The sequence below is a fragment of the Acidovorax sp. FJL06 genome, assembly GCF_003852545.1.
Taxonomy (GTDB): domain Bacteria; phylum Pseudomonadota; class Gammaproteobacteria; order Burkholderiales; family Burkholderiaceae_C; genus Acidovorax.
Window position 1 is genome coordinate 155,435 of record NZ_QAJR01000005.1, and the last position, 19,690, is coordinate 175,124.

General features: G+C 63.3%; 35 protein-coding genes and 1 pseudogene. 4 read left to right on the forward strand and 32 right to left on the reverse strand.

The genetic code is table 11. The features are described 5' to 3' along the window. Nucleotides 1–71: 71 nt before the first annotated feature. The 31 genes and pseudogenes from DBV10_RS03965 to DBV10_RS04110 form a co-directional block, all read right to left on the reverse strand. Nucleotides 72–473: a phage tail terminator-like protein gene (locus DBV10_RS03965; protein WP_124510841.1), complete on the reverse strand. Its 402-nt coding sequence runs from the start codon at nt 471–473 to the stop codon at nt 72–74. Next, a complete protein-coding gene (locus DBV10_RS03970; protein WP_124510843.1) occupies nt 470–865 on the reverse strand; it encodes an HK97 gp10 family phage protein in 396 nt (131 codons plus the stop codon). Before DBV10_RS03970 ends, DBV10_RS03965 begins: the two co-directional genes overlap by 4 nt. Then, nucleotides 866–1,075 carry a hypothetical protein gene (locus DBV10_RS03975; protein WP_124510845.1) on the reverse strand — a complete coding sequence of 70 codons (210 nt, stop codon included), beginning with the start codon at nt 1,073–1,075 and terminating at the stop codon, nt 866–868. A 2-nt stretch (nt 1,076–1,077) separates the two neighbouring features. Further along, on the reverse strand, nt 1,078–1,437 hold the full coding sequence (locus DBV10_RS03980) for a hypothetical protein (protein ID WP_124510847.1): 360 nt from the start codon (nt 1,435–1,437) through the stop codon (nt 1,078–1,080). Further along, on the reverse strand, nt 1,434–1,814 hold the full coding sequence (locus DBV10_RS03985) for a hypothetical protein (RefSeq protein ID WP_124510849.1): 381 nt from the start codon (nt 1,812–1,814) through the stop codon (nt 1,434–1,436). The genes DBV10_RS03980 and DBV10_RS03985 overlap by 4 nt, the downstream gene beginning before the upstream one ends. After that, entirely contained in the window at nt 1,811–2,053 is a 243-nt protein-coding gene (locus tag DBV10_RS03990; RefSeq protein ID WP_124510851.1) for a hypothetical protein, read from the reverse strand. Before DBV10_RS03990 ends, DBV10_RS03985 begins: the two co-directional genes overlap by 4 nt. Next, nucleotides 2,050–2,535 carry a DnaT-like ssDNA-binding protein gene (locus tag DBV10_RS03995; protein WP_124510853.1) on the reverse strand — a complete coding sequence of 162 codons (486 nt, stop codon included), beginning with the start codon at nt 2,533–2,535 and terminating at the stop codon, nt 2,050–2,052. Before DBV10_RS03995 ends, DBV10_RS03990 begins: the two co-directional genes overlap by 4 nt. A gap of 3 nt (nt 2,536–2,538) precedes the next feature. After that, on the reverse strand, nt 2,539–2,859 hold the full coding sequence (locus tag DBV10_RS04000) for a HeH/LEM domain-containing protein (protein WP_124510855.1): 321 nt from the start codon (nt 2,857–2,859) through the stop codon (nt 2,539–2,541). A 54-nt stretch (nt 2,860–2,913) separates the two neighbouring features. After that, nucleotides 2,914–4,233: a P22 phage major capsid protein family protein gene (locus DBV10_RS04005; protein ID WP_124510857.1), complete on the reverse strand. Its 1,320-nt coding sequence runs from the start codon at nt 4,231–4,233 to the stop codon at nt 2,914–2,916. A 130-nt stretch (nt 4,234–4,363) separates the two neighbouring features. Further along, nucleotides 4,364–5,146, reverse strand: coding sequence for a DUF6651 domain-containing protein (locus tag DBV10_RS04010; protein WP_124510859.1), 783 nt, complete (start codon nt 5,144–5,146; stop codon nt 4,364–4,366). A gap of 292 nt (nt 5,147–5,438) precedes the next feature. Continuing rightward, a complete protein-coding gene (locus tag DBV10_RS04015; RefSeq protein ID WP_124510861.1) occupies nt 5,439–5,747 on the reverse strand; it encodes a hypothetical protein in 309 nt (102 codons plus the stop codon). Nucleotides 5,748–5,754: 7 nt separating this feature from the next. Next, a complete protein-coding gene (locus DBV10_RS04020; RefSeq protein WP_124510863.1) occupies nt 5,755–6,861 on the reverse strand; it encodes a phage minor head protein in 1,107 nt (368 codons plus the stop codon). Then, the gene (locus DBV10_RS04025; protein WP_124510865.1) at nt 6,861–8,255 is read right to left on the reverse strand and encodes a DUF4055 domain-containing protein; all 1,395 of its coding nucleotides are present in this window, start codon (nt 8,253–8,255) and stop codon (nt 6,861–6,863) included. The genes DBV10_RS04020 and DBV10_RS04025 overlap by 1 nt, the downstream gene beginning before the upstream one ends. Before the next feature lie 8 nt (nt 8,256–8,263). After that, nucleotides 8,264–9,538: a terminase large subunit domain-containing protein gene (locus DBV10_RS04030; RefSeq protein WP_124510867.1), complete on the reverse strand. Its 1,275-nt coding sequence runs from the start codon at nt 9,536–9,538 to the stop codon at nt 8,264–8,266. After that, on the reverse strand, nt 9,531–10,079 hold the full coding sequence (locus tag DBV10_RS04035) for a helix-turn-helix domain-containing protein (RefSeq protein WP_124510869.1): 549 nt from the start codon (nt 10,077–10,079) through the stop codon (nt 9,531–9,533). Before DBV10_RS04035 ends, DBV10_RS04030 begins: the two co-directional genes overlap by 8 nt. Nucleotides 10,080–10,109: 30 nt before the next feature. Next, nucleotides 10,110–10,451: a hypothetical protein gene (locus DBV10_RS04040; RefSeq protein WP_124510871.1), complete on the reverse strand. Its 342-nt coding sequence runs from the start codon at nt 10,449–10,451 to the stop codon at nt 10,110–10,112. 2 nt (nt 10,452–10,453) lie between these two features. Then, entirely contained in the window at nt 10,454–10,708 is a 255-nt protein-coding gene (locus tag DBV10_RS04045; protein WP_124510873.1) for a hypothetical protein, read from the reverse strand. A gap of 595 nt (nt 10,709–11,303) precedes the next feature. Next, the gene (locus tag DBV10_RS04050) at nt 11,304–11,702 is read right to left on the reverse strand and encodes a hypothetical protein (protein WP_124510875.1); all 399 of its coding nucleotides are present in this window, start codon (nt 11,700–11,702) and stop codon (nt 11,304–11,306) included. Between the two features lie 10 nt (nt 11,703–11,712). Beyond that, a complete protein-coding gene (locus DBV10_RS04055; protein ID WP_124510877.1) occupies nt 11,713–11,967 on the reverse strand; it encodes a hypothetical protein in 255 nt (84 codons plus the stop codon). Next, a complete protein-coding gene (locus tag DBV10_RS04060; RefSeq protein ID WP_124510879.1) occupies nt 11,964–12,419 on the reverse strand; it encodes a DUF968 domain-containing protein in 456 nt (151 codons plus the stop codon). Before DBV10_RS04060 ends, DBV10_RS04055 begins: the two co-directional genes overlap by 4 nt. Beyond that, nucleotides 12,416–12,754, reverse strand: coding sequence for a hypothetical protein (locus DBV10_RS04065; RefSeq protein WP_124510881.1), 339 nt, complete (start codon nt 12,752–12,754; stop codon nt 12,416–12,418). Before DBV10_RS04065 ends, DBV10_RS04060 begins: the two co-directional genes overlap by 4 nt. Next, nucleotides 12,751–13,251 carry a hypothetical protein gene (locus DBV10_RS04070; protein WP_124510883.1) on the reverse strand — a complete coding sequence of 167 codons (501 nt, stop codon included), beginning with the start codon at nt 13,249–13,251 and terminating at the stop codon, nt 12,751–12,753. The genes DBV10_RS04065 and DBV10_RS04070 overlap by 4 nt, the downstream gene beginning before the upstream one ends. Next, nucleotides 13,244–13,594: an endonuclease gene (locus tag DBV10_RS04075; RefSeq protein ID WP_199740032.1), complete on the reverse strand. Its 351-nt coding sequence runs from the start codon at nt 13,592–13,594 to the stop codon at nt 13,244–13,246. The genes DBV10_RS04070 and DBV10_RS04075 overlap by 8 nt, the downstream gene beginning before the upstream one ends. Further along, nucleotides 13,591–13,896, reverse strand: coding sequence for a hypothetical protein (locus DBV10_RS04080; protein ID WP_124510885.1), 306 nt, complete (start codon nt 13,894–13,896; stop codon nt 13,591–13,593). Before DBV10_RS04080 ends, DBV10_RS04075 begins: the two co-directional genes overlap by 4 nt. Before the next feature lie 196 nt (nt 13,897–14,092). After that, complete coding sequence (locus tag DBV10_RS04085) at nt 14,093–14,314, reverse strand: hypothetical protein (RefSeq protein ID WP_124510887.1); 222 nt, start codon at nt 14,312–14,314, stop codon at nt 14,093–14,095. Continuing rightward, on the reverse strand, nt 14,311–15,093 hold the full coding sequence (locus DBV10_RS04090) for a hypothetical protein (RefSeq protein WP_124510889.1): 783 nt from the start codon (nt 15,091–15,093) through the stop codon (nt 14,311–14,313). Before DBV10_RS04090 ends, DBV10_RS04085 begins: the two co-directional genes overlap by 4 nt. Continuing rightward, nucleotides 15,087–15,503 carry a hypothetical protein gene (locus DBV10_RS23025; RefSeq protein WP_233589800.1) on the reverse strand — a complete coding sequence of 139 codons (417 nt, stop codon included), beginning with the start codon at nt 15,501–15,503 and terminating at the stop codon, nt 15,087–15,089. Before DBV10_RS23025 ends, DBV10_RS04090 begins: the two co-directional genes overlap by 7 nt. Nucleotides 15,504–15,818: 315 nt before the next feature. Continuing rightward, a pseudogene (locus tag DBV10_RS23030) lies at nt 15,819–15,992 on the reverse strand (helix-turn-helix domain-containing protein); the annotation flags it as partial. Between the two features lie 11 nt (nt 15,993–16,003). After that, nucleotides 16,004–16,285 (reverse strand): hypothetical protein, encoded by a 282-nt coding sequence (locus DBV10_RS04100; RefSeq protein WP_124510893.1) that lies wholly within the window; start codon nt 16,283–16,285, stop codon nt 16,004–16,006. Nucleotides 16,286–16,335: 50 nt separating this feature from the next. Beyond that, nucleotides 16,336–16,527 carry a hypothetical protein gene (locus DBV10_RS04105; protein ID WP_124510895.1) on the reverse strand — a complete coding sequence of 64 codons (192 nt, stop codon included), beginning with the start codon at nt 16,525–16,527 and terminating at the stop codon, nt 16,336–16,338. A gap of 40 nt (nt 16,528–16,567) precedes the next feature. Then, nucleotides 16,568–16,774 (reverse strand): hypothetical protein, encoded by a 207-nt coding sequence (locus DBV10_RS04110; RefSeq protein ID WP_094288318.1) that lies wholly within the window; start codon nt 16,772–16,774, stop codon nt 16,568–16,570. Nucleotides 16,775–16,904: 130 nt separating this feature from the next. Between DBV10_RS04110 and DBV10_RS04115 the strand changes: the two genes are divergently transcribed. Next, entirely contained in the window at nt 16,905–17,147 is a 243-nt protein-coding gene (locus DBV10_RS04115) for a hypothetical protein (RefSeq protein ID WP_124510897.1), read from the forward strand. A gap of 77 nt (nt 17,148–17,224) precedes the next feature. Here the strand turns inward: DBV10_RS04115 and DBV10_RS04120 are convergent, their stop codons facing one another. Continuing rightward, the gene (locus DBV10_RS04120; RefSeq protein WP_124510899.1) at nt 17,225–17,470 is read right to left on the reverse strand and encodes a hypothetical protein; all 246 of its coding nucleotides are present in this window, start codon (nt 17,468–17,470) and stop codon (nt 17,225–17,227) included. Between DBV10_RS04120 and DBV10_RS04125 the strand changes: the two genes are divergently transcribed. From DBV10_RS04125 to DBV10_RS04135, 3 genes are read left to right on the forward strand one after another with little or no spacing between them, the layout of a single operon-like run. Next, nucleotides 17,469–18,080: a hypothetical protein gene (locus tag DBV10_RS04125; protein ID WP_124510901.1), complete on the forward strand. Its 612-nt coding sequence runs from the start codon at nt 17,469–17,471 to the stop codon at nt 18,078–18,080. The two genes, DBV10_RS04120 and DBV10_RS04125, sit on opposite strands and share 2 nt — an antisense overlap. Beyond that, complete coding sequence (locus DBV10_RS04130) at nt 18,077–18,808, forward strand: hypothetical protein (protein WP_124510903.1); 732 nt, start codon at nt 18,077–18,079, stop codon at nt 18,806–18,808. The genes DBV10_RS04125 and DBV10_RS04130 overlap by 4 nt, the downstream gene beginning before the upstream one ends. After that, complete coding sequence (locus tag DBV10_RS04135; protein ID WP_124510905.1) at nt 18,805–19,626, forward strand: DUF3037 domain-containing protein; 822 nt, start codon at nt 18,805–18,807, stop codon at nt 19,624–19,626. The genes DBV10_RS04130 and DBV10_RS04135 overlap by 4 nt, the downstream gene beginning before the upstream one ends. Nucleotides 19,627–19,690 lie beyond the last annotated feature (64 nt).

Below are 19,690 nucleotides of genomic sequence, written 5' to 3' on the forward strand. Positions count from 1 at the left end.
CGGGGTGCTGTGAAGCCCTTGCGGGCACAAAAAAGCCCGCACGCGGCGGGCTCTGTTGCTGGGCTGGCGGCCTAACTGAAGGCGCGCCAGTAGATGGACACCGGCACCATGTAGCGGTCCCCGTCGGGGAACCCGCTGCCGATGCTTGGCGTCTTCAGGATCTCGACCTTCCCTGTTCCCTTGGTGAGCGTCAGGGGAGGTTTGAACTGGTCGCGGATCAACTGGGCCCGCGACTTCGCAGGAACCCGACCCTTGTCCAGTGGGTAGAACAGCGACACCTGCAGGATTCCCCGGTCCTCGGTCACGTCCAGCGTGACGGCGTGATCGACTGGGGCGTTCGTCAGGTGGTTGATGCGCTGGTACTCCGTGCCGGCCACGGGCGTAAAAGTCTTGTTCTCGAACGCAGTGGCGATTCCTGGCGTGATTGCCAGCAGGCGCTCTTCCAGCGCGGCTTCGATTTCGGCGAGGGTCACTTGATGCTCTCCACGGCCTTCTTAACGGCGTCGCTGTAGGCCTGCACGGTAAGACGCACCATTCCGCTCGGAGCTTGCTGCGACCAGCCGTTTTCCAGGCGCTTGGCGTAGGGCAGCGAATTGCTCAGCACGATGGTCTGGCCCGGCGTCCAGCCCTGCAGCGTGGTTGCTGTGCGGCCCAGGGCGCCCTGCCCGCTCGAATCTGCGGCGCTGTTGGTGGCGGCGTTCAGGCTGCCGATACCGCACTGCCAGTTCCCCTTGAACCGGCCTGTGTCCACTGGGCTGCGCTCGATCATTCCGCTCTGCAGCTCCAGCGCGGCGCGGCGCACCACCAGGGCGGCCTTGTCGCCAGCGCGCTCGCAGAGCTTGTTCAGGTTGGCAGCGAATCCCATTCAGTCGTCCCAGCCTTCCTGAGTTGCAGCCAGCGCATCCACACGGCGCAGATGGCGAAACAGGCGGTTGCGCTCGCAGTAGGTGCAGGCCATCGCTGGCCTTCCGCCGCCATGCGGCCGGCAGGTGGCATCGAAGCGCCCGGGCTTGCCGCGCTCGGCGTAGCCCTTGCGGTGCTCCTTGCCGCGTTGAATGGCTTTTTCGAGGCTCACGACTACCTCCGAACGATCAGTTCCACCAGCACAGACGTGCCGGCCGGGGCCAGGTTCTTCGCGCGGATGACGGTGAACGCCACGCCGCCCAGCGTCAGGACGTGGGTGGGCTCCGGGATGCTCAGGCCGACGGCGGACAGGTACGCCTGCTCGTCGGTGACCAGCACCGTTGTGCCATCCACCAGCTTCTGGTCAACTGGGAACACGGCGGCGGTGCAAGCCTGCGTCACCTCGACTTCTGGGTAATCGCCCAGGTCCGGGTCGTACTCACCGCTGCGGGTCTTGTAGCTGACCGTGCCAGCGGCGCCGAACTCGCGCAGGATCTCGTCGGCCAACTGGGCCATTTCGGCGTAGAAGGTCATGCGATCCTCCGGGCGTACTCTTCCAGCAACGTCTGGGCGATGCCCTGAATGCCGTAGGCCTCCTGCTCCGAGCCGCAGCGTCGCTCGCCGATGTTCGCGCAGTGCTCTTGCCAGACGTGCACAGCCTCATGAACCAGAAGGCCCGCGATTTCGATGCTGGAGCGGCCCAGTGTTTCGCCCAGAGCCACGATGGCGACCGACTCGCCCTTGCTGTTGGTCAGCAGGTGCGTCGTGGCGTCTGCGCGCGGTGATGCAAGGTAAGGTGTCGCTGGCAGCTTGCAGGCCTTCATGGCGGCGTCGCACTCTTCCTGGCTCAGCACCAGGCAGAGGAACGGCCCGGGGGCGGCTACACGGCGATTAAGCCATTTGGTCTTCATGCGTCCACCGTCAGCGCCACAGGCGGCATCGTGCTGCCCACCACCCACAGGGCGACGGGTCGGCCAGCGTTCAGGGCGGCCAGTTCCTCGGCCGTTGGCGTCCAGTAGCTCACTACAGCCGCCACGCCGTCGCACACAGTGCGCGTGATGGGCAAGGCACCGCAGGGCAACTCGTTCTGGTCCCAGCCCTTGGGCGCGCCCAGGACTGCGTTGTTCGAAGGGTGCTGTGTTTTGTTCATGCCCGCACCACCCTCACCTGCCCGGCACTGCCCAGCAGATACGGCGCCAGCAGGGTTTCGGCAGACTGATACCGCGTAGCCTGCCGCGTGCCGGCCGCGTAGGTGGTTTCAATGGGCCCAACCTTCACGCTCTGCTTCTGCGGCCCCAGGTCGGGGGCAATATCGCCAGCCGATGCCTTCAGCGCCAGCAGTGCGCAGGCGTTGGCGATGGCCGCCGGGACCGTCTCCCAGTTGATCTCGTAGCCGTCCACCACCACGCCAGCGCGGGGCCAGTCAAGCACCTGCCCAGCGTTCAAGCGCTCACCCTTCCAGCGGCCAGAGTACCGGCCCATGTAGTCGGTGGCCTTGCGCAGGGCTTGCTCCTTGGCATCGGGTGTCAGGAGCGCCCAGGCGGAATTGCCACGGGCTGCGTGGTAGGCGTCGGCGTTGGCGACGGAGATATAGGACTCCGCGCCAGCGGTGGGGGCGACGATCAGGGACATGGATCAGTAGGAGACGCGGTTTGCGCGGTCTTCTTCCGCCAGGTTGTTCCACTCGGTGCCGGACAGGCCGGAACGCTCAAAGGCGGCCAGCAAGGCAACCAAGTCGGCCTTCTTGGCGCCGTCGGGCACCGTGACGCCAGCGGCGTCAAGGGTGGCCTTGATCTCGGGCACCGTGGGGGCCTTCTTGGCGCCGTCGGGCTCGTCGGCAGGCTCTTGGCGCGCGCACGGCGCCCAGCCCAGGCGCTGGTGGTCGGCCAGCGTGGAAGGGTGGACTTCGAGGTACTCGCCGCCCTTGGCGACAGGGATCAGTTCGATATCGGACATGTGTTTCTCCGGTTCGCAGGAAAGGAGCCGGGGGCCGAAGCCCCCAGCGGCGCCTTAGCCGATCAGCGTGGCGATGTGTTCGTCCTTGACTGCGGCAGTGCCCCAGGCCAGGCGAACGTGGTACGTCAGTTGCATGAACTGGCGGTAGACGGCGATCTCGAAGGTGATGCCGGAAACCGGGTCGGTCACCATCATCACGTCGTCGGCCATGTCCATGGCGCGGCCATCGGGGCCGACAGGCAGCGCAGGCGCGCGAGTAATCAGCTGCATTGCCGAGCGGGCGAACGCCACGTTCGGGGTGTAGTTATTGCCCACGGTAAGCGCGTTGGACGTTGGGATCACCACGCGGGCGCCGTTATCGTTCAGGCTGATCGTGCCGGGAGCAGCCACACCCGTGCCGACCACGTACTTGTTGGCAGAGTCAGCGGCGAAGGTCACCACATCACCAGCCAGGACGGTGCCGGAGCCGGTGATCAGCGCGATGTCCTTCGCGCCGACAGCGGTGCTGCCCGAAGTCACGTAGCTGGCGCCCGTGCCCTTGGTGTGCACGCCGATAGCGGACGAATTGCGCAGCGCGAAGCTCTGCACGCGGTCGGTCATGCCGTTGCGCAGCATGTCGCTCGATCCAGCCTCGTTGACCTTGAACAGCACGCTCTGCTTGCCGCGCAGGTTGGACATGGCGGCCGAGCCGAGCACCAGTTGCAGGTCGCTCTTGGGCGCGCCGTTGTCTTCCAGGATGCGCAGCACACCAGCGAAGTCGCTCAGGTCGCCAGCAGTGCCGAATGGGGCGGTGCCAGCGGTGCCGTAGGCGCGGGACGCGTTCTTGTACGCGGCCAGCCACAGGTCGGACTCGATTTCGTTGGTGATGGCTCGGAACGCCTGCTCGAACTGACCGCGCAGAATGCCGGCATACGACCCAGCGTTGAGCAGGCCGCGCTGCTCTTCACCATTCCAGCGAATGGGAGCGTGCTTCGACTTGCTGATCGTCATGGACACATTGCCGATGGTCTGGTCGCCGGTGTTGGGCGCCGTGACAGCGGGCGTGTTGTCGGCCAGGGTCGTGGTCGGAGTGATTGGCACCAGGATGGACTGGTTCTGGGCAGCGCGTTCGGCGCTGGAGTTGCGCGTTACGGCTGGAATGAAGCCGACCATTTCGCGAGACACCACGTCGAGCGCCTCGTAGATGGTCGGGATCAGGCTGGTGAGCGTGTTCGCACCCAGGGCAAAGTTCTGGCGCGCCTGGGTGACCCAGCCATGCGTGAACTCGAACACACGCGCCGCAGCAGCGGCAACAGTCGCCATGGGGAGAATGGCAGCGATCAACGCCACCAGAGCGAGGACGCCGAAGCGGGCCTTGGAGAGGATGGTTTTCATGGTTGGTCTTTCAAATGAAAAAGGCCGCTCAAGGCGGCCCGGTTGGGGAGGAAACGAACGAATGGGCTATCCGGCCCGTACTCCGATCCCCATCCGGGTATCGGCTGAAAACTCAAAGCTGCAGTGGTGGTCAGTCAACAATGACTGCCGTGCCCTTGCCTGCTTCGAGTGAAACGGCGCGCTGCTGATCTGGCGGCATCGCGTCGAACTGGGTGCGAGTGACAGTGCGTTTACCGCCACTGCCACCACCGCCTTGCGCACCGCTGCCCGATGCGCCAGTGCCCTTCAGGATGGAATCCCGGTTGGGGTATTGGTCGATCATGATTTCGAGGGCTTCCTCAAAATCAGCGGGCTCGCCATGCTTCACGCGGCTGAAAATCTGTTGGCCGTTGGCATCGAGGGCCACGGTCTTGCCGTCCACAATCTTGAACCGGCTGCCGAAAGCGGCCTGCACCATGTCTGCGGGAATGGCCACCTTGTCGGTGATGAACTTCGAGCGTGCAAATGCGCCGCCGATCTTTTCGCTGTAGAGCTGCGTCTCCAGGTCTTTGGACTTGGCAACGAACGGCTCGTATTCCTTCTTCACCGAATCAATGGCTGCCTGCTTGATCTTGTCAACTTCACCAGCGTCGATCAGGTTCTTGTCGTTCAGGTTCTTGACCGTGTTCAAAGCCTTGACGGCCGCTGCTGGGTCTTCGATCCCGGCGTCCTTGAATGGCTTCAAAGCGGTCTCAGCGGCCTCTGCGCGCTCACGGTGGCTCTTTGCCTCACCGTTCAGACGGCTGATCGTGGCCACGGTGCCGTCTGCGTCGAACGGCGATTCGCGCGATTCCGCATTGATGAACACGGGGAGCTTCTTGCCGTTTACTTCCTGGGTGACGAGGTTGCCCTCGGCGTCGTACTTGAATGGCATGGTTTGGTTGCTTTCTCGCAGGCTTCCACCTACGTGCGAATGAGCCATCCGGCCCGGTGCGCCCTACTTCGCATCCGCGTTTCGGGCAATGAAAAACCCGCCGAGACTTGCGCCTGGGCGGGTTGTTGGGGTGGTCTTGCGACCTGAATTCAAATGTATGGCGGCAAGCAAGCTTCGCTCAACCAGTCCATGTAAGCGCCGCGAGGAGTTGCGCCGTTGCCTTCGATGCCGAGGCCAAAACAGGACCACCCGTTTCGACCTCTCCGCAGAAGAGGCTTCATTTCTCGGAACTTCACTTCACACTCCTTGGCTTCGTCCGCCTGGGCTTCGGCTCCTGCACCAGCTTCGGCGGGTCTTGCACCATGAAGCTGAGGATTCCCTTTTTGTCGCAGTGGTAGCAAACCTTATCCGCCGTCACCGTCCCGCGCTTGATCTTGCCGTCCTGGCCGATGTAGGAGCCAGTGACCACCGTCATCGTGTCGCGGCCTCCGCACTTCGAGCACTGCAGCATGCCCGGCGCCCGCCTCATGGCCTTGACGCGCTCGATGGCGGCCTGCTTGGCGTCGGGTTCAGTGGGTGGGACTATGCGGAGTTCTGGCACCCGCGCATCATATTCCTGCCCGCTTGAACGCCTCCGCGTCCTTCTCCCTGAGCTGGTCCAGCGTCAGATACCGCCCGTTCTGAGAATACATCCGCTCCAGCGGCAAGTTGCCTTCGCTCATCAGCCGCGCCCGTGTTGGCCCAAGCACCTCAATCTGCCGCGCCGAAGATTGCTTTTTCAGCCACTCGGCGTAAGTCGTCTCCGCCGGCACCTGCCCATCCATGCTCGCCCGGGTCTTGCCCACCACCACAACCTCCGGCACATCAATGCCCAGCTCGCGGTGGCTTTTCAGCACGTAGGTCGCATGGCTGCGGCATCGCCAATGCAACGCACCTGGGCCGCCCAGCCATGGCAGCGCGTGCCCAATGGGCTTGTGCGCCGTCGTGTACTGCTTGCCGTCACGGGCCCGGCACGGTGGCGAGGTCCGCAGGTCGATGGTCGATGACCACACCAGCGCCTTGATCAGGTCGGTGTTCGCCTCTACCGTCATGTCCTGGGCGAACCGCGCCATGTGTCCCAGCGCCGTGCGGGTCACCGCTTCGGCATCCCTGCGCGTCACCTCGATCAGGCCGTCTGCAAACCCCTTGGCCCTGGTGCCGCGCAGCTCCCGGATGATCTGGTCGGTGGTCTTGCCTTCAACAAACCCGCTGGCGATGGCCTGGCGCACCTGGCGCATCTTCTTGGCGTCCAGCTCCTTCCACACCTCGCGCAGCATCACGCCCTGGAACGGACGGGCCATAGCCGCCGCGTACACAGCCTCGGGCGCCACGCTGGCCACCTGCACCACGACGGGCACATGGGCCACCAGCACCTGATTCTGGTACGCCGCCTCATAGGCAACGAATTCCCGCAACGTCTGCGTCAGCTCGCGCTCCACTTCGGCGAATGCCTGGGTGTTCATGCTGCGCACGCTGGTGAGCATGGATTCCAACCGCTCAATGGAAAAGCTGGTGGCGTCCATGCGCTCCAGCCGGTCTGCCAGTTCCGCAAAGATGCGCTTGTCGCTGCTGTTGAGCACGGCAATGATCCGCGCCACCACGTTGTTGCTCAGCCCCTGCAGCGCCACTTGGTGGCGGATCGCTTCGGACTGCAGCAGGTCGTTGACCGAATCCATCAGACCGCCCCGACAGTGCCCAGGGCCGGGCCTTCCTCCTGCACGGCTTCAAGCTCCATCACGGCTTCGATGTCAGCAGCCAGCATGCCGCGCCGCTGCAGTTCCTTGATGGCCGTGGCCTTCGTGATGTACCCAGCCTGCTGCATGGAGATCACCAACTGAGCGCCGGCCTCGGTCAGCGTGGCCGCGCCGAAGTCCTTGAACAGGCTGGCATGACCGCCTTGCTTCTCATTCACCCAGGCCGCCATGAACTGCAGGGCCTGGTCGAGCGAGTCCTCGAACCCCTCGGTGATGCGCTGCAGCTCCGACTTGTTGGCCTCGGCGTCGTTGCTCGCCTCCGTGGCGCTACGCTGGCCGGGCTTCTGCACCAGCAACTCGGCGCCGGTCTGGATCATCTGGTCTTCCAGCGCTTCCAGCGACTTGGCGCCGGCCTCAATGGCTGCGCCCGTGTGCTCCACGAACTTGAGGTCACCATCCTTCGGCAGCCGCACCGCAGCGGATGCTCCGACCGTGAGTTGGGTTCCTCCAGTGCCGTCCATACCAGGGTCTTCGCCACCGATCAGCGCCAGAATGGGCACCCTGGCGACGTGCAGAATGGTGTCCTGGTCGCTCTGGCTCTGCCAGTGCTTGACGTTCAGGTAGGCCAGATCCAGCAGCGGAGACACGCCATCCATGAACCCGCGCTTGCGGCCGTAAACCGGAGCGAACGGGATGGCCTGCAGCGTTGTGGCGCCCTGCTCTTCCAGCACCCAGTCATCCTCAGCCTTCGCCCCGGGCATGTACACCGCCCAGGCGCCCGGCGTGAGCACGCGCACACGCGGCTCATGCTTGATGCCGAATTCGCCGTCGTCTTCTTCCTTGGTCTCGGCCAGCCGCAGCTGGGTCAGCACCGTGGCACCGTTGCTGCGCTGAGCCTTCCAGCCCAGGATCTGGCTGTGACGGATCGCCACCATGTAAGGGCGGGCGCCAATTGCGCGCTCATCGGCCAGCGTGCGGGCACCCGACACGCGAGGGTAGTCCACCAGGATGCCAGCCAGGCCGAAGCCCAGGGCCTCGTCCATCATCATCGCGGCGAAGGTGTGCAGGCTGTTGCCCTGCAGGTCAACGTCTTCGCACCAGGCCTTGATCTTGTCCTGGGTGTCTTCACCCAGCGTGATCTGCTTGCTGAATGGCTTACCGGACATCACGCCCAGAGTGCGGCCAAAGGCGGGGAACAGGGTCGCCGTGGCCAGGCGGGCTTCGTAGCTCTCCTTTTCCTCACCGGGCCACTTGGGCAGGAATGTGGTTCCCGCCTTGCGCATGGCCGCAGTTCCGCCCAGCAGGGCTTCGGCAATGGGCCAGTTTTGGGCCAGTGCCTGCACTTCGCTGGATTGGTTCTGTACTTTTTGGGCCATGTCTTCTTTCACACGCGCAGGGGCGCCACCGAAACCGTCCGCTTCACAATCGGCCAGCGCTTCACCAGGAAGTAGCCAACCGCGTCGTTCGGGTGGTCATGCCCCGTTGTCTTGTCGGGCTCGCCGTTCGTGCCCCATGCCTGCTGCTCCAGCGCCTCAGTGAGCGCCGGGCAGGCGTCCGTGTTGATCTTCCAGCGCCGCACGCCGTCGGCGTTCAGGGTCATGGCGTCAACGGCGTTCACGCGGTCCTTCACGGCTGGGTTCGTCGCGTTCACGCTGATCTGCAGACCTGCCTGCTTGAGGATGGTCAGATCCGACTCGCTGGCGTTCTTGCTGCTGGTGTTGCCGCCGCTGGCGTCCGGGTAGACCACCACAGGGTGGCCCTTGTCCACATACCGCTCTTTGAGCATGCGGGCCATGGTCGGCGTGTCCCGCACCTTGGTCAGTTCTTCCAGCGTCAGCGGCAGGTCGGCGCGGATCACGCTGACCACCGCCGTCATGTTGAGCACGTTGAAGTCCAGGCCGATGTGCAGCGCCTCTTTGTCCTTGATCTTCTCCGGCGTGTGGTTCAGCTTCCGGTCGAAGTTGGGGTACACGTTCCCGCTGGCCAAGTTCACGAACTGGCCGCGAATGTAGGCACTGATCAGCTGCGGGGGGTAGCTCGCCAGCAGTGACGGGATGTAGTCGGCTGGCAGGTTCTTCGCGTTCTGGTAGGTGCTGGCCTGCACCAGGCCGTACATCTCCTGCAGTGCGGGCTTGTCACGCAGCTGCTTCACAAACTGCTGATAGACGAACTTGAAACCCTCGGGCGTCGTCGTCACACTCACATCGTTGCGCAGCCCGTCCACGTTGTAGCGCATGCGGGCAATGATCTTGCGCCATGCCTGCTCGGCCTTGAGGATCGGCATCACGTCCAGCTCGTCAATCAGCGCCTTGCCGATCTTGAAACCCACGATGCTGCCGGGCTTCTCCATGGAGCGGCAGATGATGGTGCTGCGGTACTCGCCGCCGCTGTAAACGTGGACTTCCTTGTTGCTCTCGTGGATGTCCACTTCGAGGCCCCAGTCGTCGGCCACCTCTTCCATGGTCGGATAGAAGATGTCCCGGATCATCGGGTAGGTCGGCGCGAAGTAGCCTGCGTTCACGCCAGGCCACTCCCAAGCGAACTTGCACAGGTCGGCGCATCCGGTCCATGTCTTTCCAGAGCCGAACCCGGCGACCAGGGCTTTGAACTTCTTGTCCAGCCCCAGGAACTGCGCCTGCGGCTGATTGAGCCTAGGCATCCGGCGCGCTCGCGTCCACGACTTCCACCACCACACGCTTCGGCGGCGGCTTCATCTTTTGATTCATCTCCTTGATGCTGTCCTTGTTGGCCTGCAGCAAGTTCATGCCGATCTGGCTGGATTCGTTCGCCATGCGGGTGAGCACTGCAACGCCTTTCAGCGCCTCCATGCTTTCCTCGTCCAGCGGCGCAGCGTCATCGATCTCCTGCACCTTGGCGTGGGCGATACCTGAAAGCCTGTGCGCCGTGGCAGCGCCGAACTTCCCCGCCCCTGCCAGATGCGTGCTGATGGCGATCAGTTCGTCTGCGAGGTTATGCGCAGCAATCTGCGCGGAAATAGGCAGGGCCTTCAAAGCCTGCTCCGTCGCAACTATTTGATTTGCAACGGTTTTTATTTCTGCAACTTGCGCAGAAAAGCGGCCACGAATGGTGGCCTCGGACACCCCGAATTCCTTTGCAAGGGCCCTTCCTGATTCCCCAGCCAGCAGCCGTTTTCCGATCTGCTCCCACTGTCGTTCCGTGAGCTTTGACTTTCGGCCCATGGAAGACCCTTTCAACTATCTGTTGCGCGGCTACCCGAACTCAAAGCCTGTCGTGCCGTCATCGCGGGGCACCATGCGGGCCGTCTTGGCCAGGCGCTGCAGGGAGGATTCGAATTCCTCTTCGTACAGCCGTGGGTAGTAATCACCGAGGGATGCCGCCACAGATGCGGGCATAACAAATTCACTTCCGTGCTCGACGCCCCACGGCAACCCCCGACCTTCCAGCGCCACCGGACGGCGGCAATACTCACACTCAACAAATCCGGCGCGATAGCCAGCACCACACCCCGGGCAGGTGTCCGATTCTTTGCACTCGGTGATGATGTGCGTGGTGCGGTCGCTTCCAATGAATCGAACGGAGAGGATTTCCACGGTCAGGCCTTCAGCAGCGCCACCAAATCGGGCGCGGCGGAGATCACGATCAACTTCCCAGGCAGGTTGTTCGCAGTCGATTCGCCAAACATGTGCGCAAACGCCTCAGCGAATGGCCCGCCTTCCGACCGCCGTGCAACGATCATCTTGCGGCCCTGGTCGTCCTTCCATTCCTCCATGCCGTTCCACTTGGAAACGCAGGTGAAACGGATGCCCTTCACTTCGAAAGACTCGGCGCGGGTGTATTCCAGTTCCATGGTCCATCCTCATGTTCTGCCCGCCATCGGACTACCCTTGCGGGCTGGCTGCTGCCGTCGCCACTCTGCTGATAACGGCTGGGCAGCCGCAGGAGACCCGTTCAGCTTCCGGGGGAGTTGTAGGTTGTGGGCGCGCAGCCAGTGGACAAAAGCCATAGATGGTGACGCTGCGGCCCACGAACGAAAAAGCCCGCATGGCGTGAACCTATGCGGGCTTAGTAAGGGTGGTCAATCTATGCGGATCGCTGCAATCGCAATACGCAGTACGGAATCTTTTCCGGCTCGAAGATCGGCGTGTCGTCAAACGTTGCAGTGCACCGCACTACAGAACCACCAGACCTGAATGCAACTGGTGCGCTACCAACCCTGCGGAGCGCTTGGAATCCAATCAGTGTGGGTTCTTCAGCGACATGAACCGGCGATCCACTGAAGTAGTCGTCAGCCTCTGCCTGCAATGAGATTCGCTCCCATCCACCCGCCGTTTCTATCTCAAGCATGTGATCCTTGGTGTCATCTGCGCTGGCACCGCACCCTGCGCAAGCAGGGTAGTCCTAACGCCAATGCTGACTAATGGCGGCGACTATGCCATATATTTTCAGGTTGTGCAACTGGTGTGCAGTTTATTTTTCAGCATCGTCCTGCCCGCATCCACAAGATCAGCCAGCCCTTGCTTGCTCACCCCCAGATTGCGGGCCATTGCCACGGGGTTGCCGGCGTGCACATAGTTCCAGCGGATGGCGTCTCGCTGCTTCTCTGGCAGCGCGGCCACGGCCTTCTCTACCAGCACGGCGTCGAGGGTGTCCACCGGGTTCTGGATCGCCGGGGCCTCCCATTGACGGGCCTTGCTCTGGTACATGCGGAACATTGGGGCGGTCTGCCAGCCATGCGGCCGCACGATCACCCAGCGGCGCCAGTTCTCCATACGCTCGTGGATTGCTTTGTGGTGGTCCGGGACGTGGTTGTAATCGACTATCTCTTGTACGCGCATCAGCATGTTCTCCCTTTCAGTTCATCCAAATCGTGTGCAGCGCTGGCCGCAGGCGGATCGCCCGGGCCACGGTTGTTTCAATGGGCGCCGCCTCAACGGGCGTGACCATGGGCTGCTGCTCGTCCTTGACTGGCAGCCCTTCATAGACCGTGAATCTGTGAAGGTTCGCGCACTCGATGCGGCGGGCTACGGCACCCGTATGGCGGCGGCGGGTTTCCAGGACTTCGGTCCAGGCGCCGCAGATTTCGCAGGGTGGCGGCTGGTAGGTCATTCGGCCGCTCCTGCCGCCTTGGGCCAGACGCCCATGGCCTGAATCCGGCGCTGGGTGTCGGCAACCCATGCGGGCTCGATCAGGCGGCGGGCCTCCTTGCTGAACAGCGCGCCCTGGTCGAAAAGGGCGTGGCATCCGCGCTGCCCTGGGCGGTCGGCACATAGGGGGAAGGTCTGCAGGTCGCAGGCCTTGGTGCCCATGCCTTTCCCGGTATTGGCGTGCGCGGCTTGGCTGTGGCCCCAGACGCCGCAGTGCAGGCATGGGAGCTGGGCAACCAGGCGCAGATAGGCTTTGCTGCGGATTGGCGTGTACTTCGGAGTGGCGGCGACAGTGACCGCCACCGGCTGCGGCGCGCGGAACGCACCGGGCGTGACCGTGGGCATGGCGCGCACGCGGTCTGGGTCGCGCTGCTCGCGGCGTGGTGCGCGGGGGCGGAAGCCGGTGCGCTTCATCGGCTGATCCTCGTCATCTTTCCGCAGTGGTCGCACTTCGTGCGCGAGCGCTCGGCCAGCCGCTTCATGGAGTCTTGGTAGGCCTCCAAGGTCCGCATCCAGCGGTTTTCAGCCTTCATGAGTTGCTCCAGCACAAACATGGGAGCCACTTCCTCGCCGCACTTCTTGCACCGGCACTTCCCTGCGTCCACATCCACCTCAAAGGAAGTGAATGTGTGCTGGCACTTGTCGTATGGGACGGGCTGCAGCATGGCGCCCTCTTCTGCCGTAGGCCGGGCCTTGACCGGTAGTTCCAGAATGTTGGTCTGGCTCGCGTCGATGGGTGGGAAGTTCATCCTTGCATTCCTCCGACAATTTCCCCCGTATCCGGGTCCACCTGCATCCCCTCCCACTGCTGGTAGGTGGCGGGGAACGTCACGCCCAGCTCGGTCGCCGCAAAGGCGCTCACCCGGTCAATCAGCTGGCTGTATCCCTTCACGCCCAGGTCTTCGGTGCTCACGCGCTGGCGCGTCCTGCTCTTCTTCCCCGTCAACGGGTTCTTGGTCGTGACGGTCTTGAAACCCAGGTACTCCTTGCGGAAGTGCTCCTTCCACACCGCCAGCGGGTACTGCTGGCCGTTGGGCCGGGCCTGCTGGGCGATGCTCTTGAGCACCACGCCGTGGTAGTAGCGGCGCTGGCGGTCGGTCTTTGCGTCCTCATGAAGCCGGACCTCGACGTGCAGCCGGTGGCCAGCGGCCCACATGGACTTGCACCAGGGCGCGACCACGTTCTTGAAGTGCTGGCCGGCCTGCACGGGTTCGTTCCAGGCGCCGGAGATTGCGAGATCAGCCATGCGCCACCTCCACCCGCACCATGCCGCCCACCTCATCCGCCTTGGCGATGGTCAGGGACCAGTGCTTGTCGTCCACCCCCAGCACGTCGGCTAAGCCGTCCAGGCCAGACTTCATGCGCGCGAGCAGGTTGTCCAGGTCGTAGGCCCGGCGGGTCGGGGGAACGAACACCAGGGAAACGTGCAGCTTCTTGGCGTCGCTGCGGGCGGCGCCCTGCTGGCGGGCAGTGATTACGCAGGCGTGGCGGTATGCCTTCTTGGCGCGCGAGAGCGCGGACCAGTGCTGGCGGGTATTTGGGCTCAGGGCCGTGGGCGGCCATGGCAGGGTAAGGTGCAGCACGGTCACGCGGTGCGCCCTCCCCTTGCAAACCGCAGCTTGCCCACGGCGTTGCGCTCCAGCAGCCGGTGACGCACAAGGCTGTCCATGTGGTTCTGGGCCGCGTTCAGCGACTTCCAGCCGAAGTGATCGTTGATGCGGTGGATGGGCGGCAGCTGATCGTTCTCAGCGAAGAACTCGCGGCAGTAGGCAAGCACTGCCAGCGCCTTCTCCGTCGGTTCCTTGGCTGGACCGCGCACGCCCTTAGCTTTCGGCTTGGCATGGCCGCGCAGTTCTGCGGCGATGGCGTTTGCTTCTTGCATGTAGCTCACATGGCACCTCCGAAAAGATCCAGGGTGCGGGTGTCCCTCTGTACGCGACTGGTTGCATCGAACAAGCGGGCAGCGCGGCGTTTAGGTTCGATCAGACCAGCCTTGCGCGCGCACACGCGGCCAAAGGGTTGGGCGCCGATGACCACAGCGGGGTGCAGGGTGACGCGGCCGCAGCGGGCGCAGTGCAATTTCTGGGTCATGCCGGGCTCCCGAATGCGCGGGCGCGGCCCTTGGGCGTCAGCCGGTAGCGGCAGCGGAAGTGCTTGGGCCCGCCGGGCGTGTCCAAGTCGCCCGAGCGCTTGAGTTCATCGATGGCCTGCAGGACGTGAATACGCTGGCCGCCCATCACCTCGAAAATCTCGTCGCGGTACAGCGGCTCGACGGCGAGCAGCTTGCGGAGTGCGGGGGCGCGGGTCATGCTGCAAGCCCTTTCGCCATGGCCTCATCAACCCGGCGCTGGGTTTCAGCCTTGCGGCGCTGCAGGTCCTCCTCCTCGGCGCGCAGCTGTTGCTCGCGGGCAAGGCGGCGGCGCTCGGGCGCGCTGGCCAACTCATCACGCAGCTGAGCCAGCCGGGCGCGCACATCCGGCGACGCGTCCACTGTGGGTTCAACCTTGCCCGCCAGCAGCGCGACGGGGTTGAATGCCGGGGTGAAGCCCAGGGAGGGAAGGTGCTCGGCGGCCTTTTCCTTGGTCAGGTAGCCAAGCTGCACGGCCTTCTCCACGGCCTGGCCGCGCAGCTCGCCATCCCAGCCAACGGAAACGGTGACCTCGGGCAAGCGGCGCTCATCCCGCGCGGTGCGCACCAGACGCTCATAGGCGCTGATGAAGGCCATGCGCGCGCCAACCAAGTCGCCCTCGGCCGCCACATCGCGGGCCACACCCCAGGCCTCGGCCATTTCGCTTGTCCACACCACCGTGGCGCGCTCATCCAGGGCGTTCAATGCCATGGCCCAAGCCTCGTTGGCGCCGGGCCGGCCCATCACCTCGTCAATGCGGTCCAGGATGGCCTTTGGCGTCAGGCGGCCGGTGTGCTCCGTGCGCACGCGGGCCATGGCCTTGGCAAGCACCTCACGCGGATAGCAGCACAGGTCGTCGGCAAGCATGGCGGCCGCCGTTGGCGACACCTGCTGGCCCAGCAGCTCGGATGTGCCGATCAGTTGCTTGATCAGCCAGTCCAAATCGTTGTCGTTCAGCATGTCGATGCCTCCGCCCGGCGTTGACGCAGGATGGCCATAGCCTCATCCGCTGCGTCGAAGTTGGACTGGGATTGGTCGATCTGGTTGGCCCGGGTGCCCGTCATGGCGGTCCCTGCGGCCCACTGGGTGCGGTAGCCCTCGGCGCCCGACAGCAGCAGGCCCACGTCGTGCACCTTGCGCACCACGAACGAATCGCTCACGCGGTCCACGTAGAACTCGGCCACGGCTGGCGATTCGGCATGCCCGATGCGCATCACGAATTGCTTGACCTTCGCGTTCACCGACTGGTTGCGCACGGGCTTGGCGCCGTAGCGGCGCTCGTAGGCATCGCTGTACGCGTTCCAGGTGGCCCGGCATGCAGCCTGCAGGGCAGTTTCTTTTTCGTCCACCAGCTCAGCCTTGACCTTCACGGCAGGCGGCGAAGCTGGCTGCAATGATTCAGTGACGGTTCTATTACGGTTCAACTGATGATTTGGGTGCGCCATCTGCACCCCTAGAGGTGCGCCATCTGCACCCCCTGGTGCGCCGTTTGCACCACCCGGTGCGCCATCTGCGGGGGGTGCGCCATCTGCGGGGGGTGCGCCGTTTGCACCGGGTGCGCCATTTGCACCCCTAGGCTTTGTGCGTCCACGGGCTGCGGGAGCCTTGGAAGGGTCGAAGCGAGCGGGGGTAATGGTGTAGCTGGTGCTGGTGTTGGCGCGGTAGGTGCGGAAGACTAGGCCCACGGCCTGCAGCCATGCGAGCGCGTCCTGCACCGCGCGCTCCGACAGGCAAGTGCGCTTGGCAATAGTGCCCACGCCCGGCCAGCACACACCGTCGTCGCTGGCCTGATCTGCCAGGGAGATCAGCACAGACTTCTGCGAAGGGGACATCCCCTCCAATGGCCAGCAGGCCGCCATGATGATGGTGCTCACACAGCCTCCCACACCCGCGCGCCACCACGGATCAAATCCATGCCGCCACGCTGCACAACCTGTGCTTTGCCGGCCTTCTGCAGGTCGGGCAAGCGGCGGTCGATCTGCACCACGGTCAATCCGGTGATGCTCTGCAGTTCGTGGGCGGTGGCTTGGCGGCCGTTGGTGAGGGCGGCCAGGATGCGATCGCAGTGGTTGCCCGCGAACTTGATTGCGCGCTCGGCTGCGAGAACGCTGGAGAGAGGGTCGCTTGCGCGGACCAGGTGCTGGGCTTGCATGGGAGCGCCTTTTCCGTAACGCAAAAGTACAGCCGCCGCTGCGGGCGGGTTTACTTGGCGCGTGGTGTGAATGGGAGAACCCGCGATGGAGCCTTGGGGCGAACGAATCGCGCCTGGATGCCCTGCTGGGTCAATTGCGTGCAGGCTTGCTCCAGCGTCAGCCCGTGCTGGTCCGCGTACTGCTGGACCTTGCGCGCGTCGGCCTCCGACAGCTGCACTGTCGTGGTGGGATTGGTGTGCACAGCTGCTCATTTCCGTTACGAGGTTGGAACGGGAGAGAAACTAAGCAGTTGCTCGCATTTCAGTAGCGGCAGCTCCAGAATTCGCCACATGCATCTGCTTCGCCAACGCCTCCATCAACAGCTCACGAATGAACGTGCTGGGCTGCATGTTGTTGATTTCGCTGACAGCCTCGATCACGCGCATCTCTGCCGCGTTGAGGCTCAGATTGACTCGCTTGACACGAATGGCTGCGGGGTCGGCGTACATGGTGGTGGCTCCGGGTGGTTTTGTTGGGCTGGGTTGGTGGGCATCGCCGATGGCGATTCAGGAATGGGCGCCCGCCCTCTTCCGCTGGACAATGGAAGTGCAACCAACCAAGCCAATGAAAGGGGCAGACATGTCAGTGAAAGACGGGAAGTACCAGACCTTCGACCAAGGTGCGATACAAGCGCTGGAGCTGGCGATCTGCACGCTTGTGCGCGTGTTGCCAGAGCCTTCAAAACGGGCATTCATCGCTGCGTATCCTCAAAACGTGGAGAACTGGAGCGACACAGCCCTGCCATCCACAGCCATATCCGACGAATGGCTGACGGGGTTACGAGAGACGGCAGCGGGCCTGCTGCGCGTCGCGAAGTCGTAGCGCCCCCACGGGCGGCGATCTCGGAAGCGATGAATTGCTTGGAGATCACTGCCTCGCCTTCTCGCAAGCAGGTGCTTTCAGCCATGGGCGGCCTCCTTGGCTTCGCGGCCCAAATCAATCTCGCCACGGTCCACCGCTGCGAAGTAGTCCAGCAGTGGCTGGATCGTCTGAACCCGCGGGTTCTCGCGACTTCCGTAAACGAACTTGCGGATGAAGCTCAAGGCGACTCCGGTGTGCGCGGATATGGATTCAAAGCGGGAGGCGCCAGCCTCACGAAGTCGGCGCTTCAGCTGATCAGCAATGGGTTCAATGGTGTTGGTCATGGCTCTTAATACCGATTTCGGTTTAAGTGTGCCATACCGCTTTCGGTTTGCCAAGCACAACAATGGGTCTATGACCAAAAAAGCTCTGCCGGAACCTGAGAGTCGTAATGACGCCCTCGCCTGGCATTTCCGGCGCATTGCCGGAGAGCGCAGCATTGAGGTGCTGCGCATGCATATGAAAGAAGCTGGCTACGACATCGGGGCGGGAACGCTGTGGCGGATGTCGCGCGGGGAAGAGGGAGTGCGCGCCACCTCAATCAAAAAGCTCGCTGCTTTTGATGGCCGGGAGCCAGACGAACTTCTGCGCATGCCAGAACGGGAGTTGACGCTGGAGGAAGTTCAGGACTCCTTGCAATGGCGCCCCTCGGTTATTGCACCGGCCTTCGCGCAGGCGCTGGAGGTGGTTATGGATGCAATGGCGAAATCCACAGCCAAGGCCGAGTTAAAGCAGTTGCTACCCATGCTGGTGGACACAAATGCTGCAGCCTATAGGGCGAGACTGGCCGAACTCCTTCAGCCAGGATCGGCACCAATTCCCGGGCCTGAGTCGAAGGACTTTCTTCCGCCAGTCCCCCCGCCCATCTTCGATAAATCCAACCAGCCCTCATGAGCCAGATGTCATTGCTGCCCGTCGTTCTCGTGGACGAGCAGCCGCCAGAGCCTGGCGCCAGCAAGGATTTGTTGTGGATCGGCCTGGATGAACAGGACAGGCGGTACGCGCTCAAAACGGTCGAGCCGGGGCACAAATACCTGCCGCTTACTGAATGGCTCTGCTACCAACTTTGCGGGCTGGCTGGCATCATCACCCCAGATTTCGCAGTCGTCACCCGTCTTGACGGGACCGAAGCATTCGGGTCGCGCTGGGAGGAAACCGCGAGGCAGTTCTCCCCTGGGAAAGTGTCAGACGCCGAATTCATCGGATGGCTGGCGCGGGCCCGGGCTGATGTTTCCGCCATGTTCGCGCTTGACGCTTTCATGCCCAACGATGACCGGCATCTGGGCAACATTCTGTTCACTCAGTCTGGCGCACGGCTGCGCGCATTGGCGTTCGACTGGTCACGTACTCGCATTTTTGAGCCGTGGCCGTGGGCTGCAGGATGTAACAGCGCCATGGTGTGGCAGTGGCTCATGGGGCCCAATCCGCCACTGGTGAACCTCAAGGAAACCCAGGACCGAATGGACCGCATACAAGCCATTACCGGTCAACAGGTTGAAGCAATTTTGGAAGCAGCCCCAGAGCTTTGGCGCGATAATTTCGACTGCGCCGCCGCCGGCCGGTGGTGGCAATCTGAGTCTTCCAAAAGGGCAGAGCAGGCCGTCAAGCTACTCATACCATGACCCCGAACATAGCGCATTATGGAGTGCTTTCTCACTACCCGCAGCCGAACAGAACAGAGCATGCCAACATTGGCATCGTCGTTTTCTTGGCTGATGGATCGGTGCGTGTTCACTTTGGGCAGGACTTGAAGAAACTGCGGGCCATGGACCCGCAGGTTGATCTGGATGCTGTGAGGTCCTGGGAAACCGGGCTGCCGAAGATGCTTGCGGGCCAAAATTTGGAGCAGGCCACCACGTTCTTGCAGCACTTCGGCCAATGGAAACTTTCGGGCAACCTCGGAAAATTCTCCTACACGGACGAAGACAACTACCTGCTGCGTGTGGCCAACGCCTTGCACAGCCTCGTTGCCGCGCCGAAGAGCGACCGCCGCGAGCGCCCCGAGGTGTCGCGGCTGCATATGGATCTCAAAACAGCCTTTAGCGCCAAAGGCTGGTTGGGCCGCGATATCCACAATCACGAAATCGTGGAACGCTATCGCATCGGGCCCATGACAACCGCAGAGTTTGCTTTGCAGAATGGGCGCCTGCACGTCATCGAATCGCTTGACCTGCGCACAAGCAATCCATCGGCCAAACGAAATGACGCGCGCTCCAAGGCGCTGACTCTGGACATGGCGCGGAAGGCCGCAGAGAACACGGCCCGCTACGCGATCTTGGCAGGCATCGACAGCCCCATGATGAGCGAGGCAAAAGACCTGATGGCTGGTTACAGCGAGCATGTTTTCACCTGGGAGAGCGCCGCTGATATGAACCAGCTGATGGCAATGCTGGGCAAGGCGACAGGCAAGCCAGGCATGCCCATGCCGCTACCCCACTGACTGCGCTTCGATCTTTCTGCGTCATGTCGTCAGAAGCCACCTTCGGGTGGCTTTTTCATGTCCT